The 24,844-nt window shown below is 67.5% G+C and carries 27 protein-coding genes, 1 tRNA gene and 1 pseudogene; 20 read left to right on the top strand and 9 right to left on the bottom strand.

The genetic code is table 11. The features are described 5' to 3' along the window. Positions 1-3 precede the first annotated feature (3 nt). A complete protein-coding gene (locus JOY88_RS16735) occupies positions 4-933 on the bottom strand; it encodes a peptidylprolyl isomerase (RefSeq protein ID WP_293503763.1) in 930 nt (309 codons plus the stop codon). A gap of 52 nt (positions 934-985) precedes the next feature. After that, on the bottom strand, positions 986-1,444 hold the full coding sequence (locus tag JOY88_RS16730; protein ID WP_293503762.1) for an EVE domain-containing protein: 459 nt from the start codon (positions 1,442-1,444) through the stop codon (positions 986-988). A gap of 270 nt (positions 1,445-1,714) precedes the next feature. Between JOY88_RS16730 and JOY88_RS16725 the strand changes: the two are divergent. Further along, a pseudogene (locus JOY88_RS16725) lies at positions 1,715-2,942 on the top strand (M48 family metallopeptidase). 62 nt (positions 2,943-3,004) lie between these two features. Here the strand turns inward: JOY88_RS16725 and JOY88_RS16720 are convergent. From JOY88_RS16720 to JOY88_RS16695, 6 genes are all read right to left on the bottom strand, one after another. Further along, a complete protein-coding gene (locus JOY88_RS16720; protein ID WP_293503761.1) occupies positions 3,005-3,316 on the bottom strand; it encodes a cell division protein ZapA in 312 nt (103 codons plus the stop codon). Continuing rightward, the gene (locus JOY88_RS16715) at positions 3,313-3,525 is read right to left on the bottom strand and encodes a DUF904 domain-containing protein (protein ID WP_293503760.1); all 213 of its coding nucleotides are present in this window, start codon (positions 3,523-3,525) and stop codon (positions 3,313-3,315) included. The genes JOY88_RS16720 and JOY88_RS16715 overlap by 4 nt, the downstream gene beginning before the upstream one ends. Before the next feature lie 13 nt (positions 3,526-3,538). Next, a complete protein-coding gene (gene nth, locus JOY88_RS16710; protein WP_293503759.1) occupies positions 3,539-4,183 on the bottom strand; it encodes an endonuclease III in 645 nt (214 codons plus the stop codon). A 10-nt stretch (positions 4,184-4,193) separates the two neighbouring features. Further along, on the bottom strand, positions 4,194-4,838 hold the full coding sequence (rsxB, locus tag JOY88_RS16705; protein ID WP_293503758.1) for an electron transport complex subunit RsxB: 645 nt from the start codon (positions 4,836-4,838) through the stop codon (positions 4,194-4,196). Then, positions 4,835-6,157 (bottom strand): polyhydroxyalkanoate depolymerase, encoded by a 1,323-nt coding sequence (locus tag JOY88_RS16700; RefSeq protein ID WP_293503757.1) that lies wholly within the window; start codon positions 6,155-6,157, stop codon positions 4,835-4,837. The genes rsxB and JOY88_RS16700 overlap by 4 nt, the downstream gene beginning before the upstream one ends. Positions 6,158-6,286: 129 nt before the next feature. Beyond that, positions 6,287-7,477, bottom strand: a complete 1,191-nt coding sequence (locus JOY88_RS16695) for an amino acid aminotransferase (RefSeq protein ID WP_293503756.1) — start codon at positions 7,475-7,477, stop codon at positions 6,287-6,289. A gap of 113 nt (positions 7,478-7,590) precedes the next feature. On the opposite strand from JOY88_RS16695, the gene uvrB reads away from it, so the two are divergent. From uvrB to tsaD, 9 genes are all read left to right on the top strand, one after another. After that, positions 7,591-9,720, top strand: a complete 2,130-nt coding sequence (gene uvrB, locus JOY88_RS16690) for an excinuclease ABC subunit UvrB (RefSeq protein ID WP_524539229.1) — start codon at positions 7,591-7,593, stop codon at positions 9,718-9,720. A gap of 185 nt (positions 9,721-9,905) precedes the next feature. Next, complete coding sequence (gene iscR / locus JOY88_RS16685; protein ID WP_025563988.1) at positions 9,906-10,439, top strand: Fe-S cluster assembly transcriptional regulator IscR; 534 nt, start codon at positions 9,906-9,908, stop codon at positions 10,437-10,439. A gap of 25 nt (positions 10,440-10,464) precedes the next feature. Continuing rightward, positions 10,465-11,685, top strand: coding sequence for an IscS subfamily cysteine desulfurase (locus JOY88_RS16680; RefSeq protein WP_293503755.1), 1,221 nt, complete (start codon positions 10,465-10,467; stop codon positions 11,683-11,685). Positions 11,686-11,705: 20 nt separating this feature from the next. Further along, entirely contained in the window at positions 11,706-12,092 is a 387-nt protein-coding gene (gene iscU / locus JOY88_RS16675) for a Fe-S cluster assembly scaffold IscU (RefSeq protein WP_293503754.1), read from the top strand. A gap of 1 nt (position 12,093) precedes the next feature. Next, entirely contained in the window at positions 12,094-12,417 is a 324-nt protein-coding gene (gene iscA / locus JOY88_RS16670) for an iron-sulfur cluster assembly protein IscA (protein WP_233373042.1), read from the top strand. Positions 12,418-12,478: 61 nt separating this feature from the next. Continuing rightward, entirely contained in the window at positions 12,479-12,997 is a 519-nt protein-coding gene (gene hscB, locus JOY88_RS16665) for a Fe-S protein assembly co-chaperone HscB (RefSeq protein WP_293503753.1), read from the top strand. 3 nt (positions 12,998-13,000) lie between these two features. Further along, a complete protein-coding gene (hscA, locus tag JOY88_RS16660) occupies positions 13,001-14,845 on the top strand; it encodes a Fe-S protein assembly chaperone HscA (protein WP_293503752.1) in 1,845 nt (614 codons plus the stop codon). 10 nt (positions 14,846-14,855) lie between these two features. After that, positions 14,856-15,194: an ISC system 2Fe-2S type ferredoxin gene (gene fdx / locus JOY88_RS16655; protein ID WP_293503751.1), complete on the top strand. Its 339-nt coding sequence runs from the start codon at positions 14,856-14,858 to the stop codon at positions 15,192-15,194. Continuing rightward, positions 15,191-16,234: a tRNA (adenosine(37)-N6)-threonylcarbamoyltransferase complex transferase subunit TsaD gene (tsaD, locus tag JOY88_RS16650; RefSeq protein ID WP_293503750.1), complete on the top strand. Its 1,044-nt coding sequence runs from the start codon at positions 15,191-15,193 to the stop codon at positions 16,232-16,234. The genes fdx and tsaD overlap by 4 nt, the downstream gene beginning before the upstream one ends. Here the strand turns inward: tsaD and JOY88_RS16645 are convergent. Beyond that, entirely contained in the window at positions 16,231-16,620 is a 390-nt protein-coding gene (locus JOY88_RS16645; protein WP_293503749.1) for an Hsp20/alpha crystallin family protein, read from the bottom strand. The two genes, tsaD and JOY88_RS16645, sit on opposite strands and share 4 nt — an antisense overlap. Positions 16,621-17,002: 382 nt before the next feature. Between JOY88_RS16645 and rpsO the strand changes: the two genes are divergently transcribed. The 10 genes from rpsO to JOY88_RS16595 form a co-directional block, all read left to right on the top strand. After that, entirely contained in the window at positions 17,003-17,272 is a 270-nt protein-coding gene (rpsO, locus tag JOY88_RS16640) for a 30S ribosomal protein S15 (RefSeq protein WP_268150409.1), read from the top strand. A gap of 211 nt (positions 17,273-17,483) precedes the next feature. Then, positions 17,484-19,637 carry a polyribonucleotide nucleotidyltransferase gene (pnp, locus tag JOY88_RS16635; RefSeq protein WP_293503748.1) on the top strand — a complete coding sequence of 718 codons (2,154 nt, stop codon included), beginning with the start codon at positions 17,484-17,486 and terminating at the stop codon, positions 19,635-19,637. A 10-nt stretch (positions 19,638-19,647) separates the two neighbouring features. After that, positions 19,648-20,634 carry an NAD(P)H-quinone oxidoreductase gene (locus JOY88_RS16630; RefSeq protein ID WP_293503747.1) on the top strand — a complete coding sequence of 329 codons (987 nt, stop codon included), beginning with the start codon at positions 19,648-19,650 and terminating at the stop codon, positions 20,632-20,634. Positions 20,635-20,647: 13 nt separating this feature from the next. Next, positions 20,648-21,391, top strand: a complete 744-nt coding sequence (tpiA, locus tag JOY88_RS16625; protein ID WP_293503746.1) for a triose-phosphate isomerase — start codon at positions 20,648-20,650, stop codon at positions 21,389-21,391. A gap of 61 nt (positions 21,392-21,452) precedes the next feature. Next, positions 21,453-21,821: a preprotein translocase subunit SecG gene (gene secG / locus JOY88_RS16620; RefSeq protein ID WP_293503745.1), complete on the top strand. Its 369-nt coding sequence runs from the start codon at positions 21,453-21,455 to the stop codon at positions 21,819-21,821. A 112-nt stretch (positions 21,822-21,933) separates the two neighbouring features. Beyond that, positions 21,934-22,018, top strand: a tRNA-Leu gene (locus tag JOY88_RS16615). Between the two features lie 175 nt (positions 22,019-22,193). After that, on the top strand, positions 22,194-22,553 hold the full coding sequence (locus JOY88_RS16610; protein ID WP_057299616.1) for an NADH-quinone oxidoreductase subunit A: 360 nt from the start codon (positions 22,194-22,196) through the stop codon (positions 22,551-22,553). Positions 22,554-22,583: 30 nt separating this feature from the next. Further along, the gene (locus JOY88_RS16605; RefSeq protein WP_046113908.1) at positions 22,584-23,060 is read left to right on the top strand and encodes a NuoB/complex I 20 kDa subunit family protein; all 477 of its coding nucleotides are present in this window, start codon (positions 22,584-22,586) and stop codon (positions 23,058-23,060) included. Between the two features lie 10 nt (positions 23,061-23,070). Further along, the gene (locus JOY88_RS16600; protein ID WP_293503744.1) at positions 23,071-23,667 is read left to right on the top strand and encodes an NADH-quinone oxidoreductase subunit C; all 597 of its coding nucleotides are present in this window, start codon (positions 23,071-23,073) and stop codon (positions 23,665-23,667) included. Beyond that, positions 23,667-24,844 (top strand): NADH-quinone oxidoreductase subunit D (locus JOY88_RS16595; RefSeq protein ID WP_293503743.1); only part of this gene is annotated, 1,178 nt, incomplete at its 3' end. The genes JOY88_RS16600 and JOY88_RS16595, both read left to right, overlap by 1 nt.

Here is a 24,844-nt window from a genome sequence, read left to right as displayed (position 1 = left end):
GGTTCAGGGCGGCGTCGGCCGCGTCGGCACGCCGGCGCTGCAGACATCCACGTGGCCGGGGCTGTGGACGAACCAGCCGCCACGGAAGCGCCGGGCGTCCAGCAACTGGGTCCAGGTGCCGGACTCGGTTTTCAGCAACTGCAGCGCGGGCCGCTCGGCCGCAGGCACGTCGGCCAGCAGGCGCACGCGCTGGATGCCGGTGCGCTGCTCGGGCTTGTCGTAGAAACCCATGGCCGCGGCGCCGCGGGGCAGGGCGGACAGCAGTTCCATGCCCTTGATGACGCGGCCGACGACGGTGATGTTCAGGTCCAGCCCGCGCGGCGCATGGCCGATGACGACGTAGAGCTCGGTCCCGTTGCTGGAATCGACGGTGTCGCCGCGGCCGGCGCCGACCATGCCGTAGCAATGCGCCAGCCAGGCCTTGCCGGCCTTGGGGTCGGCAGCGACGGGAAAGCCCTCGGCAAAACCGCTGCGCGGAGCCCAGCCGTCCACGTCGGGCAGCCTGGCGAAACGGGCGCTCTTGCCGATGCGGTCCAGCGGCACGGAGAACTCGGCCGGCAGCTTGGCCGCCACGCCCGCCGGCAGCGGCCTGGCCTTGGTGGCGTCCTCGCCGTCCGGGTCGCCCCATTGGGTGACGAAGTTGTCCTGCACGCGCACGATGGCCAGGCCGTCCCAGTAGCCGCCATGGGCCAGCGCGCGGATGTTGGCCGCGTGGGCCGGTGCGAAGCGGGGTGCCAGCTCGATGATGACCTGGCCCGAGGCGAGCTCCATCAGCAGTGTGTTGTCGGGGTCCAGCGCACGCCAGTCGCTGGCGGGCGAGGCGGCCAGGATCTCCGCGGCGGTCTTCTTTTTGGCAGGGGCCTTGGCGGGCGCGGCCATGGCGGCGGTGCATAGCAGGCCGGCCAGGGCCAGAGCGAGGGCGGTGTGGTTCATGGGCGCGCAGCTTAACGGCTGCGGCGCGCGCGAACGTGCCGGGGCCTGGCCGTCAGTTCACGTGCAGCCGCTGCAGCACGGCGCGCCATTCGGCCGGCGTGACCGGCGTGATCGACAGCCGGCTGCCGCGCTCCAGCACGCGCATGGAGGCCAGCTCGGGCGCCTCGCGCATCTCCTTCAGGCTCAGCAGCCGCGTCGTCTCGCGCCAGCGAACGTCCACGTGCACCCAGCGCGGGATCTCGGGCTTGGACTTGGGGTCGTGGTAGGGGCTGGCCGGGTCGAACTGCGTTGCGTCCGGGTAGGCCGCGCTGCAGACCTCGGCGAGGCCGGCGATGCCGGGCTCGGGGCAGGACGAGTGATAGAACAGCACGCCGTCGCCGATGCGCATGTCGTCGCGCATGAAGTTGCGCGCCTGGTAGTTGCGCACGCCGGTCCACGCAAGGGTGCCGGCCCGCTGCAGGTCGAGGATGGAGGCCTCGTCGGGCTCGGACTTCATCAGCCAGTAGTTCATCGGCCGATGCTAAGGGAGGAGAAGGTGTCCACCGCGATCCGGGGGCCGAGATCCTGAACACCCAGGGGTAATCAGGTGGGCGAGGTCAGCCGGACTTCGGGTTCATCTGACGCGAGACGATCACGCCCGTCCGGAATTTTCCAAGCCCTTGCTCATAGAGCATCGGATGAAGGAAATTAAAGCCCGTCGGAGCGGTGGACGGTAGTGATTCTAGAACCTGCGAAGCTCGCTAGGATGCGCCGCCGACAAGAAGAGCCGCAGGGAGGCTTCATGGATCAGGCCGATTTCGTGCACATGGTGCGCCTGAGCGAGCAGGCCAGCGCGCAAGACAGCCGTGCCTACCGCCGCGGCGTCGCCGCTTTCGCGGCGCTGGGACTGCTGTGGGTCAGCCTGCGCGCGCTGTGGATGCGCCTGGACGCCCCCGAGGGCCAGCTCCTCACCGCGCACGAGGCGCCGACGCTGTTCGAGGCCCTGGAGCGCATGCGCAAGAAAATCCACGGGCCGCCCATCCATGCCGTCTACCTGGACGCGGAGTTCAACGCCAGCATCCGGCAGACGCCGCACTGGGGACTGCTGGGGGGCGGTGAACACGCTCACCATCGGCCTGCCGCTGCTGATGGCACTGGACAAGCCGCGGCTCTTCGCCGTGCTGGCACACGAGTACGGCCACTTGCGCGGCGACCATGGGCGCTTCGCCGCTTGGATCTACCGCACCCGGCTGTCCTGGCTGCGCCTGCATGACAGCATGCGCAACGACTCGGGAATCGCCGCGGCATTTCGACAGGCAATGGTGCAAGGACAATGCCAGCGGCTGTAAACGGCATCACGCCTGGCTGGGCCGCGTGCGTGAGCGGGTGCAGGCGCTCGCGGCGGCGCGGGCGACGGGCAATGCCGACGAACTCGTCGAGGAGGCCACGCTGCGCCGCCGCCTCGATCGCCACGCAGACGTGCGGCCGCTGTACGAGCTGGCGCTGCAGCGCAGCGCCGAGCATGCAGGCGCGCTGCAGGGGCTGGCGCTCACGCTGGCCGACGGCGACCGCCCTCCCGGTTGCAGGCTCTGCAGCGGCTGTGGGACGCGGGCCACGATCACCGCTGGTGGGCAGCGCGCAACGCCGTGGACGAGCTGGAGACGCCACGCGCGGGCCTGGCGCACGATGCCGCGGCGCTCAAGCTCTGGCGCGAGCGCGCCCGGCTGGCGCAGGAGGGGGAGGAGAGGGCCTGGGAGGAGTTGCGCCAGATGCCGTTCTTCAGCCAGATCACGCGGCATGACCTGTCCGTCTTCGAGTTGGTCGAGGAGCAGCAGGAACTGGCGCGCTGCAGGCCCGTGGTGCGCTGTTGGCTGGTCAGCAAGGCCTTGCGCGAGTTCCCGCGCCGCCGGGCCTACCTGGTCTTCGTCGAGCTGCCGGGCATGGCGGACGAGGACCGCTACGCGCTGTGCCGCTGGCTGGAGCGCAACCTCGACCTGCCGGGACCGGCACTGGTGTTCTGGGCCGGCTAGGCACCGACGCTGGACGAGATCCGCCGCGGCGCCTTCGAGCCCGTCTATCCGCGCATGGACGCCTAGAGCAGCTGCCCGTCGTGCTCCAGCGCCTCGTCCAGGCGCATGACGAGGGCGTCCAGCTCGGGCATCGACGGCGGCGCCTCGCGAGGCACTTCCCGAGGTGTGGCCCGCGGTGCCTCGGCCAGCTGGTAGGCGAGGTTGAGTGCGGCCAGCACCGCGATGCGCTCACGCGCCTTGACCTTGCCGGCGTCGCGGATGGCGCTCATCTCGCGGTCCACCTGGGCCACGGCGGCCGTCAGTGCGGCCTCGCCGCCCTCGGGGCAGCCGAGCAGATAGCTCTGGCCCATGATGGTCACTTCCATCTGCTTCATGGCTGGTCCTCCTTGGGCGTGTCGGCGGGCAGGCGCTCCAGCAGCGCGTCAACGCGGGCGCGCGCCGCGTTCAGGCGCGAGCGCAGGCTGTCGCGCTCCTGCGTGATGGTGGACAGCTGTACCTGCAGCAGCAGGTTGGTGCGCAGGATTTCGTCGTGGCGAAGGAGCAGGCGCTCCACGCGGTCGGTCAGATCGGTCAGGCTGGCCATGGATGGGGGAGTGTCAGGCGGCGGTGGATTTTAGGTCTCGGCCGTAGTCGCATTCGGCGGCGACGGCGCAAACATTGCACAACGGCTTGCGGGCCTGGCAGACATAGCGGCCGTGCAGGATCAGCCAATGGTGGGCATCGACCTTGTAGGCCGGCGGGATGCGCTGGAGCAGGCCCAGCTCCACGGCCAGCGGCGTCTTCCCCGGCGCCAGGCCCGTGCGGTTGCTGACGCGGAAGATGTGCGTGTCCACGGCCATCGTCGGCTCGCCGAAGGCCACGTTCAGCACCACGTTGGCCGTCTTGCGGCCGACGCCGGGCAGGGCCTCCAGCGCCTCGCGGCTGCGCGGCACCTCGCCGCCGTGCAGATCGATGAGCATCCGGCAGGTCTGCAGCAGGTGCTTGGCCTTGCTGCGGTACAGACCTATGGTCTTGATGTGGGATTCCAGCCCCTCCTGCCCCAGCGCCAGGATTTGCGCCGGAGTGTTGGCGACGACGAACAGGCGGCGGGTGGCCTTGTTGACGCCCACGTCGGTGGCCTGGGCGGACAGCAGCACGGCCGTCAGCAGTTCGAAGACGCTGGCGAACTCCAGTTCGGTTTGCGGCGCGGGGTTGGCGGCCTTCAGGGTGGCGAAGAAGCGTTCGATCTGCGCGGCATTCATGCCGCGATTGTCAGCCTCGTTTGGCGCGCGCGCGGGCAAGAGCCGCCTCGATGGCGGCGCGCTTGGCGGACAGCTGCGCCGGGTCGCTGATGGCCGACGCCGCCGGCAGGTCCGCCAGCTTGGCCTCGGCCTTGTCCATCAGGCGGGCCTCGTTCTCCTGAGCCTCGCGGTGGCGGCGGAACTGTCGGAAGGCATAGCGCTCGCGCGCCTCGTCGGCCTGCGGCTGGCTCCAGGCGTCCCAGCCGGTCGTCTCGGTGACCTCGGGCAGGGAGATGCAGTCCACGGGGCAGGCCGGCACGCAGAGTTCGCAGCCGGTGCATTGCGCGGCCACCACGACATGCATGGCCTTGGGCGCGCCGACGATGCAGTCCACCGGGCAGGCCTTGATGCACAGCGTGCAGCCTATGCACCAGGCCTCGTCGATGACGGCGACGCCGCGCGTCGCCTCGATGCCGTTGACGGGGTTCAGCGCCAGGGCCGGGCGCCCGGTGAGGGCGGCGAGCCGGTGCACGCCTTCGGCGCCGCCGGGCGGGCATTGGTTGATCTCGGCCTCACCGGCGGCGATGGCGTCTGCATAGGCGCGGCAGTCCGGGTAGCCGCAACGGGTGCACTGGGTCTGCGGCAGCGCGGCGTCGATCAGGGTCGCGAGGCTCACGCTTTGCGCTTGCGGACCGGCGCGGGCCTGGCCGCCGCCTTGAGGGGCGTGGCCTTGGCGGTCTTCTTCAGCGGTGCGGCCTCGTACTTGGCAATGAAGTCGCGCACCTCGGGGTAGACCTTCTCGCGCCAGCGCCGGCCCGAGAAGATGCCGTAGTGGCCGGCGCCGATGGCGTCGTAGTGGAACTGGTGCTGCCTGGGCACGCCGGAGCAGAGATCGTGGGCGGCCCGGGTCTGGCCAGCGCCGGAGATGTCGTCCAGTTCACCCTCCACGGTCAGCAGCGCCGTGGTCGTGATGTCCTGCGGGCGCACGAAGGCGCCATCGACCTGCCAGGTGCCGTTGACCAGCGCGAAGTCCTGGAAGACGGTCTTGATGGTGTCGAGGTAGTACTCGGCCGGCATGTCCAGCACGGCGTTGTATTCGTCGTAGAAGCGGCGGTGGGCCTCGGCGCCCTCGTCGTCGCCGCGCACCAGGTCCAGGAAGTAGTCGTAGTGCGAGCTCAGGTGGCGGTCCGGGTTCATCGCGACGAAGCCGCTGTGCTGCAGGAAGCCGGGGTAGACCTCGCGGCCGGCGCCGGGGAAGTTGGTCGGCACGCGGTAGATGACGTTGTTCTCGAACCAGCTGAAGCTGCGGTTCATGGCCAGGTTGTTGACGGCCGTCGGGCTCTTGCGGGCGTCGATGGGGCCGCCCATCATGGTCATGCTGCGCGGCGTGGCCTCGCCGGCCGATGCCATCAGCGAGATGGCGGCCAGCACGGGCACCGTGGGCTGGCAGACGGAAATGACGTGACAGTCCGCGCCGCCGACATGCCGGATGAACTCCTGCACGTAGCGGATGTAGTCGTCCAGGTGGAAGGGGCCGACTTCCAGGGGCACCATGCGGGCGTCGGTCCAGTCCGTGATGTAGACCTTGTGCGACTTCAGCAACTGCTTGATGGTCTCGCGCAGCAGCGTCGCATGGTGGCCGGACAGCGGCGCGACGACCAGCACCGTGGGCTGGTCCTTCATCTGGGCCAGCACTTTCAGATCGTCCGTGTAGCGCTTGAAGCGCAGCAGCCGGCAGAAGGGCTTCTCCAGCGCCACCAGTTCCTGCACGGCGACGTCCACGCCGTCGACCTCGACCGAGCGGATGTCAAACTCCGGCTTCTCGTAGTCCTTGGCCAGGCGGTGCGCCAGGTCCAGGCCGGCCGACAGGCGCTGCGCCATGGGCGTGTGCGCGAACGGCGACAGCGGGTGGCTGTAGAGCTTGGCCGACGCCGCCGCGAACTCGGAGAAAGGGCTGAGCAGCGCGCGCTGGGTTTCGAAGAGCTGATACAGCATGGCTGGCCTTGATCTAGGGACAGGAAGGCCCCAATGGTGCCAGAAAACGCCTTGCCGGTTGTGCGGTGCAGCATTTGCCGCCGCAGGATTGGCGGCCAAACCGCCAATCCTGCGCATTCCGCGTCGGCGTCAGCCCTTCATGACGGCCGCCATCGCCGTAGCCACGACCGGCAGGTTGACCTCGTTCAGGGCCGCCACGCAGATGCGGCCCGAATCCACGCCATACACGCCGAACTCGCTGCGCAGGCGCTGCATCTGGGCGGCGGAGAGGCCAGAGTAGCTGAACATGCCCAGTTGCTCGGTGACGAAGGACAGGTCCTGCGTGACGCCAGCGGCCTGCAGCGCCGCCACCAGGGCCGAGCGCATGGCCTTGATGCGCACGCGCATGCCGGCCAGTTCCTCCTCCCACATCGCGCGCAGCCGGTCGTCGGCCAGCACCTGGGCCACGACCTGGGCGCCATGCGTGGGCGGGTTGGAGTAGTTGGTGCGGATCATGATCTTCAGCTGCGACAGCACGCGGGCTGCCTCCTCGTCGCCGCTGCAGACCACGCTCAGCGCGCCGACGCGCTCGCCGTACAGCGAGAAGCTCTTGGAGAAGCTGGTGGACACGAAGAAGCCCACTCCGGCCGCCAGGAACTGGCGCACCGCCTCGCCGTCCTCCTTCAGGCCGAAGCCGAAGCCCTGGTAGGCCATGTCCAGGAAGGGCGTCAGGCCCCTGGCCTTCACGGCAGCGACCACCTGGGCCCATTGTGCGGCCGTGATGTCGTAGCCGGTGGGGTTGTGGCAGCAGGCATGCAGCACCACGACCGTGCCGGCCGGGGCGGCGTTCAGCGCGGCCAGCATGCCGTCGAAGTTGACGCCCTTGCTGGTGGCGTCGTAGTAGGGGTAGGTCTCGACCGTGAAGCCGGCCTGCGTGAACAGTGCGCGGTGGTTCTCCCAGCTCGGGTCGGAGATCATCACCTTGGCGCCGGGGCTGAGGTGTTTGAGGAAGTCGGCGCCGATCTTCAGCGCGCCGGTGCCGCCCAGGGCCTGCACGGTGGCGACATGCTTGAGCTCGCTGCCGAAGACCAGCTTCTGCACGGCCTTGTCATAGGCAGCGATGCCGTCGATGGGCAGGTAGCCGCGCGGCTTGGGTGTCGCGGCCATGAGGCCTTCTGCTTCCCGCACGCATTTCAGCAGCGGCAGCTTGCCGGCCTCGTCGTAGTAGACGCCCACGCCGAGGTTGACCTTGCCCGGGCGGGTGTCGGCGTTGAACTGCTCGTTCAGGCCGAGGATGGGGTCACGGGGGGCCAGGGCGACGTCGGCGAACAAAGAAGACATGAGGGTTCCTGAAATGGCGTTGTCAGCAGGGGCAGGTTGAAAACCGAGGGTCTGCGCTAACCTGCCTGGTTTCGCAGCGCAGCAATTTTGCCCGTGAACCCAGGGAATTCCCCATGCAAGAAGCCTTGAACGCCATGCCCGGCTCCGAAAGCGACACGGAGGAGCGCAAGGGCGAATTCGTCAGCTTCGAAGGCTCGCCGTTCCAGCTGTTCCAGCCTTTCCCGCCGGCGGGGGATCAGCCGACCGCCATCGCCCGGCTCGTCGAGGGGGTGAACGACGGCCTGAGCTACCAGACGCTGCTGGGCGTGACCGGCTCGGGCAAGACCTTCACGATGGCCAACGTCATCGCCCGCCTGGGTCGGCCGGCCATCGTCTTCGCGCCGAACAAGACGCTGGCGGCACAGCTGTACAGCGAGTTCCGGGACTTCTTCCCCAAGAACGCGGTGGAGTACTTCGTCAGCTACTACGACTACTACCAGCCCGAGGCCTATGTGCCGCAGCGCGACCTGTTCATCGAGAAGGACAGCGCGATCAACGAGCACATCGAGCAGTTGCGCCTGTCCTGCACCAAGAGCCTGCTGGAGCGGCGCGACGTGGTCATCGTCGCGTCGGTGTCGGCCATCTACGGCATCGGCAACCCCAGCGACTACCACCAGATGGTGATGACGCTGCGCGTGGGCGACAAGCTGGGCCAGCGCGACGTCATCGCCCACCTCATACGCATGCAGTACACGCGCAATGAGATGGAGTTCACCCGCGGCCATTTCCGCGTGCGCGGCGACACCATAGACGTGTTCCCGGCCGAGCATTCCGAGCTGGCCCTGCGCATCGAGCTGTTCGACGACGAGATCGACGGACTGTCGCTGTTCGATCCGCTCACCGGCCAGGTGCGCCAGAAGATCCCGCGCTTCACCGTCTACCCCAGCAGCCACTACGTGACGCCGCGCGAGCGCGTGCTGGCCGCCGCCGAGGCCATCAAGGAGGAGTTGCGCGAGCGCGTTGGCTTCTTTGTGAAGGAGGGCAAGCTGGTCGAGGCGCAACGCATCGAGCAGCGCACCCGCTTCGACCTGGAGATGCTGCAGGAGGTGGGCCATTGCAAGGGCATCGAGAACTACACGCGCCACCTGTCCGGCGCCCAGCCGGGTGACCCGCCGCCCACGCTGGTGGACTACCTGCCCAAGGACGCCGTCATGTTCCTGGACGAAAGCCATGTGCTGATCGGCCAGTTCGGCGGCATGTACAACGGCGACCGGGCGCGCAAGACGACGCTGGTGGAGTACGGCTTCCGTCTGCCGTCCGCGCTGGACAACCGGCCGCTGAAGTTCGCCGAGTTCGAGCGCAAGATGCGCCAGGCCGTCTTCGTGTCGGCCACGCCGGCGCAGTACGAGCAGGACAACGCCGGCCAGGTGGTGGAGCAGGTCGTGCGGCCCACGGGCCTGGTGGACCCCCTCGTCGAGGTCCGCCCGGCCACGCACCAGGTGGACGACGTGCTGCAGGAGATCCGTCTGCGCGTGGAGGCCAGCGAGCGCGTGCTGATCACGACGCTGACCAAGCGCATGGCCGAGCAGCTGACCGACTACCTCAGCGACAACGGCGTCAAGGTGCGCTATCTGCACTCGGACGTGGACACGGTGGAGCGGGTGGAGATCCTGCGCGACCTGCGCCTGGGTGCCTTCGACGTGCTGGTGGGCATCAACCTGCTGCGCGAGGGGCTGGACATCCCGGAGGTGTCGCTGGTGGCCATCCTGGATGCGGACAAGGAGGGCTTCTTGCGTGCCGAGCGCAGCCTGATCCAGACCATAGGCCGGGCGGCGCGCAACCTGAACGGCAAGGCCATCCTGTACGCGGACAAGATCACCGAGTCCATGCGCAAGGCCATGGGCGAGACCGAGCGCCGCCGTGCCAAGCAGATCGCCTTCAACGAGGCTAACGGCATCACGCCGCGCAGCGTTCAAAAGCGCATCAAGGACCTCATAGATGGCGTCTATTCCGAGGAGGCCGGCCGCGACGACGCCAAGCTGCTGGCGGCGGCCCGGGTCGAGGACTTGTCCGAGAAGGACCTGGCCAAGCGCATGGCCCAGCTCGAGAAGCAGATGCTGGAACATGCGCGCAACCTGGAGTTTGAGCAGGCTGCCCGGCTGCGCGACCAGCTGGCGCAGTTGCGCGAGCAGGCCTTCGGCGCGCTGGTGCACGACAACATCGTGCCGCTGGACAGCGCCCGCAAGGGCGGCGCTTCGCGCTGACGCTGCTGCGCTGCAGCAAGAAACCCCTTGTTGCCTGTGGCTACTGGTGGCGAACAGGGTGCCGGCGAGTAGTCGAGTAAAATCATCGGAAATGAATCGCTCGACTATTGTCTGGGCCTCTCGGGTTAACCCGAATTCATTGGATCCGGACGACACCCGCCCGGACCTCTCGCAAAGGAGTTTGTATGCGTCTCACCACCAAAGGCCGGTTTGCTGTCACCGCGATGTTGGACCTGGCGCTGCGCGAGAATACGGGCCCGGTGGCCCTGGCGGCGATCAGTCAACGGCAGCAGATTTCGCTGTCCTACCTGGAGCAGCTCTTCGGCAAGCTGCGCCGCCATGAGCTGGTGGAAAGCACCCGCGGGCCCGGCGGCGGCTACTCGCTGGGCCGCAAGGCCGAGGACATCACCGTCGCCGACATCATCGTCGCCGTGGACGAGGCGCTGGACGCCACCGGCTGCGGCGGCAAGGAAAACTGCATGGGCGAGGACAGCGGCCGCTGCATCACCCATGAGCTCTGGACCAACCTGAACGCCAAGATGATCGAGTACCTCGACTCCGTGTCGCTGCGCAAGCTCGCCGACGAGCAGCTGGCCAAGGGCTTCGAGGTCGAGGCGGCGCCGGTCAAGCGCGCCATCTCCAGCCAGCCGGTGCTCAAACCCATCCGCGTGACGGCGCCGAACTCGGTGTTCGCGCTGGGCGGCGCGTTCAGCAAGTAAGAAGAATTCAAAGAGTAGTCGTTCCATGGACATGACCCCGCACTTCCCGATCTACCTCGACTACGGCGCGACGACGCCGTGCGATCCCCGCGTGGTCGACGCGATGATCCCCTGGCTGCGCGAGCATTTCGGCAACCCGGCGTCGCGCAGTCACGCCTGGGGCTGGGAGGCGGAAGAAGCGGTCGAGAAGGCCCGCGAGCAGGTCGCCGCGCTGATCGGCGCGGACCCGCGCGAGATCGTCTGGACCTCGGGCGCTACCGAATCCAACAACCTCGCGCTGAAGGGCGCCGCGCAGTTCTACAAGACCCGCGGCAAGCACCTGATCACGGTGAAGACCGAGCACAAGGCGGTGCTGGACACCATGCGCGAGCTGGAGCGCCAGGGCTTCGAGGTGACCTACCTCGACGTGCTGCAGAACGGCCTCGTCGACCTGGAGGCCTTCAAGGCCGCGCTGCGCCCGGACACCATCCTGGCCTCGGTCATGTACGTGAACAACGAGATCGGCGTCATCCAGGACGTCGTCGCGCTGGGCAACCTCTGCCGCGAGCGCGGCATCATCTTCCACGTCGATGCGGCCCAGGCCACCGGCAAGGTCGAGATCGACATGGCCCGGCTGCCCATCGACCTGATGAGCCTGGCCTCGCACAAGACCTACGGCCCCAAGGGCATAGGCGCGCTGTACGTGCGCCGCAAGCCGCGCGTGCGCCTGGAGGCCCAGATGCATGGCGGCGGCCATGAGCGCGGCATGCGCTCGGGCACGCTGCCGGTGCACCAGATCGTCGGCATGGGCGAGGCCTTCCGCATCGCCCGCGAGGAGATGGGTACCGAGAGCGAGCGCATCCGCGCGCTGCACAACCGCCTGGTCCGGGGCCTGTCCGGCATCGAGCAGACCTTCATCAACGGCGACCTCGAGCAGCGCGTGCCGCACAACCTGAACATCTCGTTCAACTACGTCGAGGGCGAGTCGCTGATCATGGGCGTCAAGGGTATTGCCGTGTCGTCCGGTTCGGCCTGCACCTCGGCCAGCCTGGAGCCCAGCTATGTGCTGCGTGCGCTGGGCCGCAGCGACGAGCTGGCCCACAGCTCGCTGCGCATGACCATCGGCCGCTTCACGACCGAGGAAGAGATCGACTATGCGATCAGCGTGCTGGCCGACCGCGTCGCCAAGCTGCGCGAGCTGTCCCCGCTGTGGGACATGTACAAGGATGGCATCGACCTGTCGACCATCCAGTGGGCGGCGCACTGATCGCGAACTAGGAGAACACCATGGCATACAGCGACAAGGTCGTCGACCACTACGAGAACCCCCGCAACGTTGGCAAGTTTGAGAACGGCGACGAGGACGTCGGCACCGGCATGGTCGGCGCCCCGGCCTGCGGCGACGTGATGAAGCTGCAGATCAAGGTCAACCCGGCCACCGGCCTCATCGAGGACGCCAAGTTCAAGACCTATGGCTGCGGCTCGGCCATCGCCTCCAGCTCGCTCGTGACCGAATGGGTCAAGGGCAAGAGCCTGGACGAGGCGCTGTCCATCAAGAACACGCAGATCGCCGAGGAACTGGCGCTGCCGCCGGTCAAGATCCATTGCTCCATCCTGGCCGAGGACGCCATCAAGGCGGCCGTGGACGACTACCGCGCCAAACACGCGAACTGATATGTCGGTGACCCTGACCGAGGCTGCTGCCCGTCATGTCAAGCGCTACATCGCCAAGCGCGGCAAGGGCATTGGCGTTCGCCTGGGCGTGAAGACAACCGGCTGCTCGGGCCTGGCCTACAAGCTGGAGTACGCCGATGAGGCCGCGCCCGAGGACGTCGTCTTCGAGGGTCATGAGGTCAAGATCCTCATCGACCCCAAGAGCCTGCCCTACCTCGACGGCACCGAGCTGGACTTTGTGCGCGAAGGCCTGAACGAAGGCTTCAAGTTCCGCAATCCGCGCGAGAAGGACCGCTGCGGCTGCGGCGAATCCTTCCGCGTGTGATCGACACCGACGATCTTCGCGAGCGCGGCACGGGCCGCGCTTTTTGCTTTTTCGCCAAACCATGCGACTGACCGACAACGACTTCCAGCTCTTCGGCCTGCCTGCGCGGCAGGCCCAGCAGCGTGCCGACATCGACGCGCGCTGGAAGACGCTGCAGGCCGAGGTCCACCCCGACCGCTTCGCCGCGGAAGGCGTTGCTGCCCAGCGCGTGGCCATGCAATGGGCCATGCGCGTGAACGAGGCCTACCAGCGCCTGAAGGACCCGCTCAAGCGTGCCGCCTATCTGTGCGAGCTGCGCGGCGCGCCGGTGCAGGCCGAGAACAACACGGCCATGCCTGCAGCCTTCCTGATGCAGCAGATGGCGTGGCGCGAGGCGCTGGACGAAGCAGGCGACGAGGCCGGGCTCGAGGCGCTGGACGACGACGCGGCGCGCGCCCAGGCCGCCGCGCTGGAGCAGGCCCGGCGCCTGCTCGACGAGGTGGGCGACGCGCCCGCCGCCGCATCCCAGGTCCGCGCGCTGATGTTCATCCAGCGCTTCCGGGCCGACATCGACAAGCGCCTTGCCGCGCTGGACGCCTGACCCATGGCTCTTCTGCAGATCTCCGAACCCGGCGCCTCGCCCGACCCGCACCAGCGCCGCATTGCCGTCGGCATCGACCTCGGCACGACGCATTCCCTTGTCGCCGCCGTGCGCCATGGCGTTGCCGAGTGCCTGCCCGACGAGCAGGGCCGCGTGATCCTGCCGTCGGCAGTGCGCTACCTGCCCGAGGGCCGCCGCCAGATCGGCGCCGACGCGCTGGCGGCACAGGCGGAGGACCCCGAGAACACGGTCGTCTCGGTCAAGCGCTTCATGGGCCGCGGCGTCGCCGACGTGGGTGATCGCGAGCATCTGCCCTACCACTTCGAGGATCGCCCCGGCATGCTGGGCATCGTGACGCGCGACGGCGTGAAGAGCCCTGTCGAGGTGTCCGCGGAGATCCTCGCGACGCTGCGCTTCCGCGCCGAGGACAGCTTCCTGGACGACTTGTTCGGCGCGGTCATCACGGTGCCGGCCTATTTCGACGACGCCCAACGCCAGGCCACCAAGGACGCCGCGGAGCTGGCGGGCCTCAAGGTGCTGCGCCTGATCAACGAGCCCACGGCGGCGGCCATCGCCTACGGCCTGGACAACGCCAGCGAGGGCCTGTATGCCGTCTACGACCTGGGCGGCGGCACCTTCGACATCTCGCTGCTGCGGCTGACGCGTGGCGTGTTCGAGGTCGTGGCGACCGGTGGCGATGCAGCGCTGGGTGGTGACGATTTCGACCGCGCGCTGGCGGACTGGGTGCTGGCCGGTCGGACTCTGGAGTCGGCCCATGACAAGCGCGCCATCCTGGTCGCCGCGCGAGCCGCCAAGGAGGCGCTGTCCGACGCCGAATCCACCGAGCTCGTTGCCGCGCTGGACGCGGGCGAGCTGCGCGTGACCGTCACGCAAGCCCAGTTCGAGGCACTGGCTCAGCCCTTGATCGCCAGGACCTTGTCGTCCGTGAAGCGCGTGCTGCGCGATGCCAAGGTCAAGGCCGCGGACGTGCAGGGTACGGTCATGGTGGGTGGTTCTACGCGCATGCCGGTCGTGCGCCGTGCGGTCGGCGATCTGTTTGGCCGCGAGGTATTGACCAACCTGAACCCCGATGAGGTCGTGGCGCTGGGTGCGGCCGTCCAGGCCAACCAGCTGGCCGGCAATGCGGCCGATGGCGAGATCCTGCTGCTGGACGTGATCCCGCTGTCGCTGGGTCTGGAGACCATGGGTGGCCTGGTCGAGCGCATCATCGAGCGCAACGCCACGATCCCCGTCGCCAAGGCCCAGGACTTCACGACATTCAAGGACGGCCAGACCGCGCTGGCGCTGCACGTGGTGCAGGGCGAGCGCGAATTGGTCAGCGAATGCCGGTCCCTCGCGCGCTTCGAGCTGCGCGGCATCCCGCCCATGGCGGCCGGCGCGGCGCGCATTCGTGTCAGCTTCCAGGTCGATGCCGATGGCCTGCTCAGCGTGTCGGCCCAGGAACTGACCTCGGGTGTGGAGGCCGCCATCGCCGTCAAGCCAAGCTATGGCCTCTCCGACGAGCAGATCGCCGGCATGCTGAAGGACGGCTTCGCCAGTGCCGACGCCGATATGGCCGCGCGCAAGCTGCGCGAGGCGAGGGTGGAGGCCGAGCGCATGGTGCTGGCCACGCGCAGCGCACTGGCCGCCGACGGCGACCTGCTGCCGGAGGCCGAGCGCGAGGCGCTGGAGGCCCGCCTGTCGGCGCTGGCCGCCATGACCGGCGACGCCGACGCCATCGAGGCTGCAACAAAGGCGCTGGCCGAGGCGACCGAAGGCTTTGCCGCCGAACGCATGAACCGCAGCATCGCCCGCGCGCTGACCGGCCGCGATGTCAGCCAGCTCTGAGATTCACACCATGCCCGTCATCAAGATCCTCCCGCACGCCGAGTACTGCCCGCAGGGCGCCAGCATCACGGCCGCCCCGGGCACGTCGATCTGCGAAGCCCTGCTGGACAACGACATCCACATCGAGCATGCCTGCGACCAGGTCTGCGCCTGCACCACCTGCCACGTCATCGTGCGCGAGGGTGGCCGCTCGCTGAGCGAGATGGAAGAGGACGAGGAAGACATGCTGGACCGCGCCTGGGGGCTTGAGCCCGACTCGCGGCTGTCCTGCCAGGCGCTGCTGCGCCAGCAGGACATCACGGTCGAGATCCCCAAGTACTCGATCAACCACGCCAAGGAAGGCAAGTGAGTTCGGTCCAGCGCGTCCTCGGCTTCGAATCGTCCTGTGACGAGACCGGGGTGGCGCTCGTCGAGGTCGACGGCGACAAGCCGCCACGGCTGGTGGCGCAGGCGCTGCACAGCCAGATCTCGATGCACCAGGCCTATGGCGGCGTGGTGCCCGAGCTGGCCTCGCGCGACCATGTGCGCCGTGTTTTGCCGCTGACGCGCGAGGTGCTGTCGCAGGCCGGCGTGGCGCTGCAGGACGTGGACCTGGTGGCCTATACGCAGGGTCCGGGCCTTGCGGGTGCGCTGCTGGTGGGTGCCGGTGTGGCGGTGTCGCTGGCCGCGGCGCTGGATGTGCCGGCGCTGCCCATCCATCACCTTGAGGGGCATCTGCTGTCGCCCTTTCTGTCGGCTGACCCTCCGGAGTTCCCCTTCGTCGCGCTGCTGGTCAGTGGCGGCCACACGCAGCTGATGCGCGTGGACGACGTGGGCAGCTACGAGATCCTCGGCGAGACCATAGACGACGCGGCCGGCGAGGCCTTCGACAAGAGCGCCAAGCTGCTGGGTCTGCCGTACCCTGGTGGCCCGCACCTGGCGCGCATGGCCGAGTTCGGCAATCCGGCAGCATTCGAGTTGCCGCGCCCGCTGCTGCACAGCGGCAGGCCGGACTTCAGCTTTGCCGGCCTCAAGACGGCCGTGTTGACGCAGGTGAAGAGGATTGGCGAATCGCCCTGCGAGCAGACCAAGGCCGACCTGGCCGCGTCGACGCAGGCCGCCATCGTCGAGGTGCTCGTGAAGAAGTCGCTGCTGGCGCTGAAGGAGACCGGCCTGAAGCGTCTCGTCGTGGCCGGTGGCGTGGGTGCGAACGTCAAGCTGCGCGAGCAGCTGAACGCGGTCTGCGCCAAGCGAGGCGTGCGCGTGCACTATCCCGAACTGTCGCTGTGCACCGACAACGGCGCCATGATCGCGATGGCCGCCGCGCTGCGCGTGCAGCGCGGCATGGCCCGACCCAGGCGGGACGGCGGCTTCGAGGTCCGCCCGCGCTGGGATCTGAGCGCGGCTTAGTTGACCGTCAGCTGGCCGCCGTTTTCGGCGACACGCTTGACCAGGGTCAGCGTCAGCACGCCGTTGTCGAAGCGGGCCTGCGATTGGGCCTGGTCGATCTCGACCGGCAGCGAGAAGCTGCGGGCGTAGCTGGCGGCGCGGCGCTCGCGGTAGAGCATGCGGGAGCCATCGCTCGGCGCGGCGGCTTCGGCGGCGGCGGTCTCGATGTGCACGCGGCGGCCTTCCACGCGGACCTTGACGGCTTCCTTGGCCACGCCGGGCATGTCAACGGTGACGCTGTAGGCCTTGTCGTCTTCGCTGACGTCCAGGGCCGGGGTGCGGGCGACGTCGGCGTCGAACTGACGCAGGACACGGGTGACTTGGCGGGGATGGGTCAGATAGAACATGGGGACAACTCCGTAGGTTTGCGCTGCTGAACCAGTCGGGAGCAGCACCCGATGACCGAGAGATAGGGTGGCCGGAATGCGCTTCAAGAGCGCTTTTCCGCCGCGGCAAGAGAAGTCACGCATTTGCAGGGCAGGGCGGTTTGGGCTCTTGAAAGCTCGAGTGGCTGGCCTTATGTGCGCCCGCCTGGCCTGCCGCGGTTTGGCCCGTTCCCGGCTTTGGGCTAGAATCCGCAGGTTTTGTGCGCCGCAAGGCGTGCGGAATGCATAGCACGGCTCGGGGCGGTTTCCCCCGTGTCCGCAAGTCAACCCCGGAAACCGTCTGCGGCAGCGCCTCGTGTGCGTCTCGCCCGGCCGGACTTCCGAAACCTTTTTGGAAAACAAAATGTCCGTCGCCGATCTGAACAAGGCCGAAATCGTCAAGGCCAATGCCCGCAGCGCCAACGACACCGGTAGCCCGGAAGTCCAAGTTGCCCTGCTGACCGCCCGCATCAACGAGCTGACCCCCCACTTCAAGCTGCACGCCAAGGACCACCATGGCCGCCGCGGCCTGCTGAAGATGGTCAACACGCGCAAGAGCCTGCTGGCCTACCTGAAGCGCGTGGACTCCGCCCGTTACGTCGCGCTGATCCAGAAGCTGGGCCTGCGCAAGTAAGCTAGCGAATCCGCCAAGGAGCCTGTCTGGTCCATCAAGCCCAGTACAGGCTCTTTGTCTTTCTAGCCAGGAACCAAGCTGACGTGGTCGCGGATCATTCCAAGACGGCTCCAACCCGAGCCGCCCTGGAATGGCATCTGGACCAAACCCAGCCTCGTTCCCGGTTTCACCGGACGCGATTGACTGCGTCCACCACAACCAGGAGATGAGCATGTCCATGTTCAATAAGGTCACCAAGTCCTTCCAATGGGGGCGCCACCAAGTCGTGCTGGAAACGGGTGAGATCGCCCGCCAGTCCACCGGCGCCGTCCTCGTCAACATCGAAGGCACCGTCGTGCTGGCCACCGTGGTCGCCAAGACCGAGGCCAAGGCCGGCCAGGATTTCTTCCCGCTGACCGTCGACTACCTCGAGAAGACCTATGCCGCCGGCAAGATCCCCGGCAGCTTCTTCAAGCGCGAGGGCCGCCCCAGCGAGCACGAGACGCTGACCAGCCGCCTGATCGACCGTCCGATCCGTCCGCTGTTCCCCGAAGGCTTCTTCAACGAAGTGCAGGTCGTCATCCATGTGGTGAGCCTGAACCCCGAAGTGCAGGCCGACATCGCCGCCATGATCGGCACGTCCGCCGCGCTGGCCGTGTCCGGCATCCCGTTCAACGGCCCCATCGGCGCTGCCCGCGTGGGCTACGTCAACGGCGAGTACACGCTGAACCCCAGCAAGTCCGAGCTGGCCAACAGCCAGATGGACCTGGTCGTCGCCGGCACGCAAGCCGCCGTGCTGATGGTCGAGTCCGAGGCCTCGGGCCTGTCGGAGGAAGTCATGCTGGGCGCCGTGGTCTTCGGCCACGAGCAGGGCAATGTGGCCATCGCTGCGATCAACGAGCTGGTCAAGGAAGCCGGAAAGCCGACCTGGAACTGGGTTGCTCCCGCCAAGGATGAAGCCTTCATCGCCAAGGTCAACGCCCTGGCGGAAGGCCCGCTGCGCGAGGCCTACCAGATCCGTTCCAAGCAGGCCCGCACGCAAGCCTGCCGTGCGGCATCGGCCAACGTGTTCGCCGCGCTGTCGGCCGAAGGCGTGTCGTTCGACAAGGTCGAGGTCGAAGGCCTGCTGTTCGAGATCGAAGCCCGCATCGTCCGCAGCCAGATCCTGGCCGGCGAGCCCCGCATCGACGGTCGCGACACCCGCACCGTGCGCCCCATCGAGATCAGCAACGGCATCCTGCCGCGCACCCACGGCTCGGCGCTGTTCACGCGCGGCGAGACGCAGGCCCTGGTCGTCGCCACGCTGGGGACGGACCGTGATGCGCAGCGCATCGACGCGCTGGATGGCGAGTTCGAAGACCGCTTCATGATGCACTACAACATGCCCCCGTTCGCCACTGGCGAGACGGGCCGCGTGGGCTCGCCGAAGCGCCGCGAAATCGGCCACGGCCGCCTGGCCAAGCGCGCGCTGATCGCCGCACTGCCGAGCAAGGAAGACTTCCCGTACTCGCTGCGCGTTGTCTCCGAGATCACCGAGTCCAATGGCTCCTCGTCCATGGCTTCCGTCTGCGGCGGCTGCCTGGCTTTGATGGACGCCGGCGTGCCGATGAAGGCCCACGTGGCCGGCATCGCCATGGGCCTGATCAAGGACGCCAATCGCTTCGCCGTGCTGACCGACATCCTGGGTGACGAGGACCACCTCGGCGACATGGACTTCAAGGTGGCTGGCACGACGACCGGCATCACGGCCCTGCAGATGGACATCAAGATCCAGGGCATCACCAAGGAGATCATGCAGGTCGCACTGGCTCAGGCCAAGGAGGCACGCCTGCACATCCTGGGCAAGATGGTCGAGGCCATGAGCGGCGCCAACACCGAGGTGTCGCAGTTCGCCCCGCGCCTGTACACGATGAAGATCAACCCGGAGAAGATCCGTGACGTGATCGGCAAGGGCGGCGCCACCATCCGGGCGCTGACCGAAGAGACCGGCACGACCATCGACATCGCCGAGGACGGCACCATCACCATCGCCTCGACGGATGCCGAGAAGGCCGAGATGGCCAAGAAGCGCATTGCCGAGATCACCGCTGAAGTCGAAGTGGGCAAGATCTACGAAGGCCCGATCGTCAAGATCCTGGACTTCGGCGCCCTCGTGAACCTGCTGCCCGGCAAGGACGGCCTGCTGCACATCAGCCAGATCGCCCACCAGCGCGTCGAGAAGGTGACCGACTTCCTGCAGGAAGGCCAGGTCGTCAAGGTCAAGGTGCTGGAGACCGACGAGAAGGGCCGCATCAAGCTGTCCATGAAGGCGCTGATCGACCGTCCGGAGCGTGAGCCCCGTGAAGCTGCGTCGGGCGCTGAAGAAGCGCCGGCCGCCGCGGAGTAACAGACCGGCGATGAAAGCCATCGCGATCACCCGCCCCGGCGGGCCCGAGGTGCTGGAATTGGCCGAGCGGCCGGATCCGGTCGCGGGCCCGGGTGAGTGCCTGATCCGTGTTGCAGCTTCGGGCGTCAACCGTCCGGACGTGCTGCAGCGCAAGGGCGCCTACCCTCCGCCGCCCGGGGCGAGCGAGTTGCCGGGTCTGGAGGTTGCGGGCGAGATCGTCGCCGGCGACGAGCAGGCCCTGGCTGCGCTTGGCTTCAAGGTCGGCGACAAGGTCTGTGCGCTGGTCAACGGCGGCGGCTATGCCGAGCTGTGCACGGCTCCGGTGGGCCAATGCCTGCCGCTGCCCCAGGGCTGGACGCTGGCGCAGGCGGCCACGCTGCCGGAGACCTGCTTCACCGTTTGGGCCAACGTGTTTGACCGTGCCGGTCTGCAGGCTGGTGAGACGCTGCTGATCCATGGTGGCTCCAGCGGTATCGGCGTGACGGCCATCCAAATCGCCAAGGCGCTGGGCGCCCGCGTGCTGGTGACGGTCGGCAGCGCCGACAAGGCCGAGGCCTGCAAGGCACTGGGCGCCGACATCGCGATCAATTACCGCGAGCAGGACTTCGTCGCCGAGGCCAAGGCCGCCACGGGTGGTCGCGGTGTCGACGTGATCCTGGACATGGTGGCCGGCGACTACATCGGCCGTGGCGTGCAGGCGCTGGCCGACGACGGTCGTCTGGCGCTGATCGCGGTGCAGGGTGGCGTGAAGTCGGAGATCGATGCCGGCCTCGTTCTGCGCAAGCGCCTGACCATCACCGGCTCGACGCTGCGCCCGCGCTCGGCGGCCTTCAAGGCCGGCCTGGCGCGTTCGCTGCGCGACCGGGTCTGGCCGCTGATCGAGGCGGGCCGTATTCGGCCGGTCATCGACCGTGAGCTGCCCGCCGCGCAGGCGGCCGAGGCGCACGCGCGGATGGAGTCCAACCAGCACATCGGCAAGATCGTGCTGACCTGGTGAGGGAGAGCAAGAGATGAGAAGAAAGCTCGTCGCGGGCAACTGGAAGATGCATGGCAGCCGGGCTGCCAATGCCCAGCTGCTTGCCGGCCTGAAGGAGGCCGGCCCCTGGAACGCCGACGTCGCCGTCTGCGTGCCCTTCCCCTATATCGCCGAGACGGCCCTCGCGTTGACCGGTACGGCCATCGCGTACGGTGCGCAGGACTGCTCGGCTCACGAGCAGGGGGCCTACACCGGCGAGGTGTCCAGCGCGATGCTGGCCGACGTCGGTTGCCGCTATGCCATCGTTGGTCACTCGGAGCGGCGGGCCTATCACGCGGAGAGCGACCAGCTCGTCGCCGACAAGGCCAAGGCCGCGCTGGCGCATGGCGTGACGCCCATCGTCTGCGTGGGCGAGACGCGTGCCGAGCGCGAGGCCGGCCAGACCGAAGCTGTCGTCAAGCGCCAGCTCGCGGCGGTCATCCACACGCTGGGGCATTGCTGCGGCGAGATGGTCGTGGCCTATGAGCCTGTCTGGGCCATCGGCACCGGCCTGACCGCCACGCCCGCCGAAGCGCAGGCCGTGCATGCGGTGCTGCGCGCCCAGATGCAGGCTGCGACGGACCGCGCGTCGGCAATGCGCATCCTGTACGGCGGCAGCGTCAAGGCCGACAACGCCGCCCAGCTGTTCGGCCAGCCCGACATCGATGGCGGTCTGATCGGGGGCGCATCCCTGAAGGTGGCCGACTTCGCGGCCATCTGCCTGGCTGCGGCCCACTGAGTTTTCCCGGCGCCTGGCCAAGAGGGCAGGGCGCCACAAGAGTTTTGATGGAGTGTTTGGAATGCAGGTCTTTGCGAATCTGGTGTTGATCGTTCAGTTGCTGTCGGCTCTGGTGATCATCGGTCTGGTGCTGGTGCAGCACGGCAAGGGCGCCGACATGGGCGCCTCCTTCGGCAGTGGTGCGTCGGGAAGCCTGTTCGGTGCCACCGGCAGTGCCAACTTCCTGTCGCGCAGCACGGCCGTCGCCGCGACGCTGTTCTTCGGTTGCACCCTGGGCCTGGCCTTCCTGTCCAACGGCCGCACCTCCGCGCCGGCCGTCGACAACGTGCTGGACCGCGCTGCCATCGTGGCGCCGGCCGCCTCGGGAGCCGCTGCCATCCCCGGTGCCGTCGTCGCCCCCGCAGCGCCGGCATCCCCGGCGTCGCACTGAAGAAGGCGAACTAACCCTCGCGTCTTCGCCGGAGGCCAGGCTTTTCCGGTATAGAATGCGAGGCTGTCTGGCAATGCAAACCCTCCTTTGTTGCCAGGCAAATTGAGTACCTGCCGTCGTGGTGAAATTGGTAGACACGCTATCTTGAGGGGGTAGTGGCGAAAGCTGTGCGAGTTCGAGTCTCGCCGACGGCACCAAACAATCGGCAAGGCTTCCGCTGTTGTGGGAGTCAGCCAAAGCGGCCTGTCGCGGAGATCGCCCGGTTCGAGCCGGGAGGTGGATGCAAGGTTCCAGGCGGGCGCGATCCGCGAGCGACATCATTCGATTCGCTGGTGGCGCGCCTGTTTGCTTTTGTGACACGAGAAAGCGCAGATGAATCTCGAACAATACCTGCCCGTCATCCTCTTCATCCTGGTTGGCGCAGTGGTCGGGATCGCGCCCCAGGTGCTCGGCGCGCTGTTGGGTCCCAATCGGCCGGATCAGGCCAAGAACTCCCCCTACGAGTGTGGCTTCGAGGCCTTTGAAGACGCGCGCATGAAATTCGACGTGCGCTACTACCTCGTCGCCATCCTGTTCATTCTTTTCGACCTGGAAATCGCCTTCCTGTTCCCCTGGGCCGTGGCGCTCAGGGAAATCGGTGCGACCGGCTTCTGGGCGATGATGATCTTCCTCGGCATCCTCGTCGTGGGCTTCGCCTACGAGTGGAAAAAAGGCGCCCTCGATTGGGAATAAGCGTCCGCCGACACAAGCTGGGAATTTCAAATGGGTATTGAAGGCGTCCTGAAAGAGGGCTTTGTCACGACATCGGTCGACAAGCTCATCAACTGGTCCAAGACCGGCTCGTTGTGGCCAATGACGTTCGGTCTGGCCTGCTGTGCCGTCGAGATGATGCACGCGGGTGCCGCGCGCTACGACATCGACCGCTTCGGCATGCTGTTCCGCCCGAGCCCGCGTCAGTCCGACCTGATGATCGTGGCCGGCACGTTGTGCAACAAGATGGCGCCGGCCCTGCGCAAGGTCTACGACCAGATGGCTGAGCCGCGCTGGGTGCTCTCCATGGGCTCCTGCGCCAACGGCGGCGGCTACTACCACTACAGCTACTCGGTGGTGCGCGGCTGTGACCGCATCGTGCCGGTGGACGTCTACGTGCCCGGCTGCCCGCCGACGGCCGAGGCCCTGCTGTACGGCATCCTGCAGCTGCAGGCCAAGATCCGCCGCGAAAACACCATTGCCCGCTGAGCGCCAAGGTATGAGCCTGAATCTCGAAACCCTGGCCCAGCAGATTGGCGCCATCCTGGGCGAGCGCGTCGTCTCGCTGCAGTCCGCCCTGGGCGAGCTGACGCTGACTGTTCGCGCGGCCGACTATCTCGACGTTGCGACCACGCTGCGCGACCATCCCGAGCTGCAGCTGGAGCAGCTGATCGACCTCTGCGGCGTCGACTACAGCGGCTATGGCGACGGCGCCTGGGAGGGCCAGCGCTACGCCGTCGTGAGCCACCTGCTGTCGATCAGCAAGAACTGGCGCCTGCGCCTCAAGGTCTTCGCCACCGACGACGACTTCCCCTGCGTGGCCTCGGTCACGCCGGTGTGGAACTCGGCCAACTGGTTCGAGCGCGAGGCCTTCGACATGTACGGCGTCATCTTCGACGGCCACGATGACCTGCGCCGCATCCTGACGGACTACGGTTTCATCGGCCACCCGATGCGCAAGGACTTCCCGGTGTCGGGTCACGTCGAGATGCGCTACGACGCCGAACAGAAGCGCGTGATCTACCAGCCGGTCACCATCGAGCCGCGCGAGATCACGCCCCGCATCATCCGCGAAGACAAGTACGGCGGTCTGTAATGGCAGAAATCAAGAACTACACGCTGAACTTCGGTCCCCAGCACCCGGCCGCCCACGGCGTGCTGCGTCTGGTGCTGGAGCTTGACGGCGAAGTCATCCAGCGCGCCGACCCCCACATCGGCCTGCTGCACCGTGCCACCGAGAAGCTGGCCGAAAGCAAGACCTTCATCCAGTCGCTGCCCTACATGGACCGCCTCGACTACGTGTCGATGATGTCCAACGAGCATGCCTACTGCCTGGCCATCGAGAAGATGCTGGGCCTCGAAGTGCCCATCCGCGCCCAGTACATCCGCGTGATGTTCGGCGAGCTGACCCGCATTCTGAATCACCTGCTCTGGCTGGGTGCGCACGGGTTGGACTGCGGTGCGATGAACATCCTCATCTACTGCTTCCGCGAGCGTGAGGACATCTTCGACATGTACGAGGCGGTGTCGGGCGCGCGCATGCACGCGGCCTACTTCCGTCCGGGCGGCGTCTACCGCGACCTGCCGGACAGCATGCCGCAATACCAGGTCAGCAAGATCCGCAATGCCAAGGCCATCGCGCAGCTCAACGAGAACCGTTCGGGCTCGCTGCTCGACTTCATCGAGGACTTCTGCCGTCGCTTCCCGAAGAACGTCGACGACTACGAGACGCTGCTGACGGACAACCGCATCTGGAAGCAGCGCACGGTCGGCATCGGCGTCGTGTCGCCCGAGCGCGCGCTCAACCTGGGCTTCAGCGGCGCGATGCTGCGCGGCTCGGGCATCGCCTGGGACCTGCGCAAGAAGCAGCCCTACGACGTCTACGGCCAGATGGACTTCGACGTGGCCATCGGCACGAACGGCGACACCTACGACCGCTACCTCGTGCGCGTTGAGGAAATGCGCCAGGCCAACCGCATCGTCCAGCAGTGCGTGGCCTGGCTGCGCGCCAACCCGGGCCCGGTCATCACGGACAACCACAAGGTCGCCCCGCCGAGCCGCGAGTCGATGAAGTCCTCGATGGAAGAGCTGATCCACCATTTCAAGCTCTTCACCGAAGGATTCCGCGTGCCCGAAGGCCAGGCCTATGCCGCAGTCGAGCACCCGAAGGGTGAGTTTGGCATCTACATCGTCAGCGACGGTGCGAACAAGCCGTACCGGCTGAAGATCCGCGCTCCCGGCTATTCGCACCTTGCCGCGCTGGACGAAATGGC

The organism is Roseateles sp., assembly GCF_019237615.1.
Classification (GTDB): domain Bacteria; phylum Pseudomonadota; class Gammaproteobacteria; order Burkholderiales; family Burkholderiaceae_C; genus Pelomonas.
Note: the sequence above shows the minus strand (reverse complement) of the source record. Positions and strands in the feature narration are given on the sequence as shown.

Excerpts from the sequence above, each read along its gene's own strand:
- JOY88_RS16695 (WP_293503756.1), bottom strand. The coding sequence starts at position 7,477 with ATGTCTTCTTTGTTCGCCGACGTCGCCCTGGCCCCCCGTGACCCCATC.
- tpiA (WP_293503746.1), top strand. The coding sequence starts at position 20,648 with ATGAGAAGAAAGCTCGTCGCGGGCAACTGGAAGATGCATGGCAGCCGG.
- JOY88_RS16715 (WP_293503760.1), bottom strand. The coding sequence starts at position 3,525 with ATGGCCAGCCTGACCGATCTGACCGACCGCGTGGAGCGCCTGCTCCTT.
- iscA (WP_233373042.1), top strand. The coding sequence starts at position 12,094 with ATGTCGGTGACCCTGACCGAGGCTGCTGCCCGTCATGTCAAGCGCTAC.
- JOY88_RS16730 (WP_293503762.1), bottom strand. The coding sequence starts at position 1,444 with ATGAACTACTGGCTGATGAAGTCCGAGCCCGACGAGGCCTCCATCCTC.
- JOY88_RS16720 (WP_293503761.1), bottom strand. The coding sequence starts at position 3,316 with ATGAAGCAGATGGAAGTGACCATCATGGGCCAGAGCTATCTGCTCGGC.
- uvrB (WP_524539229.1), top strand. The coding sequence starts at position 7,591 with ATGCAAGAAGCCTTGAACGCCATGCCCGGCTCCGAAAGCGACACGGAG.
- JOY88_RS16630 (WP_293503747.1), top strand. The coding sequence starts at position 19,648 with ATGAAAGCCATCGCGATCACCCGCCCCGGCGGGCCCGAGGTGCTGGAA.
- JOY88_RS16735 (WP_293503763.1), bottom strand. The coding sequence starts at position 933 with ATGAACCACACCGCCCTCGCTCTGGCCCTGGCCGGCCTGCTATGCACC.
- JOY88_RS16600 (WP_293503744.1), top strand. The coding sequence starts at position 23,071 with ATGAGCCTGAATCTCGAAACCCTGGCCCAGCAGATTGGCGCCATCCTG.
- JOY88_RS16680 (WP_293503755.1), top strand. The coding sequence starts at position 10,465 with ATGGACATGACCCCGCACTTCCCGATCTACCTCGACTACGGCGCGACG.
- hscB (WP_293503753.1), top strand. The coding sequence starts at position 12,479 with ATGCGACTGACCGACAACGACTTCCAGCTCTTCGGCCTGCCTGCGCGG.
- secG (WP_293503745.1), top strand. The coding sequence starts at position 21,453 with ATGCAGGTCTTTGCGAATCTGGTGTTGATCGTTCAGTTGCTGTCGGCT.
- JOY88_RS16605 (WP_046113908.1), top strand. The coding sequence starts at position 22,584 with ATGGGTATTGAAGGCGTCCTGAAAGAGGGCTTTGTCACGACATCGGTC.
- fdx (WP_293503751.1), top strand. The coding sequence starts at position 14,856 with ATGCCCGTCATCAAGATCCTCCCGCACGCCGAGTACTGCCCGCAGGGC.
- rpsO (WP_268150409.1), top strand. The coding sequence starts at position 17,003 with ATGTCCGTCGCCGATCTGAACAAGGCCGAAATCGTCAAGGCCAATGCC.
- nth (WP_293503759.1), bottom strand. The coding sequence starts at position 4,183 with ATGAATGCCGCGCAGATCGAACGCTTCTTCGCCACCCTGAAGGCCGCC.
- hscA (WP_293503752.1), top strand. The coding sequence starts at position 13,001 with ATGGCTCTTCTGCAGATCTCCGAACCCGGCGCCTCGCCCGACCCGCAC.
- pnp (WP_293503748.1), top strand. The coding sequence starts at position 17,484 with ATGTCCATGTTCAATAAGGTCACCAAGTCCTTCCAATGGGGGCGCCAC.
- JOY88_RS16700 (WP_293503757.1), bottom strand. The coding sequence starts at position 6,157 with ATGCTGTATCAGCTCTTCGAAACCCAGCGCGCGCTGCTCAGCCCTTTC.
- iscR (WP_025563988.1), top strand. The coding sequence starts at position 9,906 with ATGCGTCTCACCACCAAAGGCCGGTTTGCTGTCACCGCGATGTTGGAC.
- JOY88_RS16645 (WP_293503749.1), bottom strand. The coding sequence starts at position 16,620 with ATGTTCTATCTGACCCATCCCCGCCAAGTCACCCGTGTCCTGCGTCAG.
- JOY88_RS16610 (WP_057299616.1), top strand. The coding sequence starts at position 22,194 with ATGAATCTCGAACAATACCTGCCCGTCATCCTCTTCATCCTGGTTGGC.
- iscU (WP_293503754.1), top strand. The coding sequence starts at position 11,706 with ATGGCATACAGCGACAAGGTCGTCGACCACTACGAGAACCCCCGCAAC.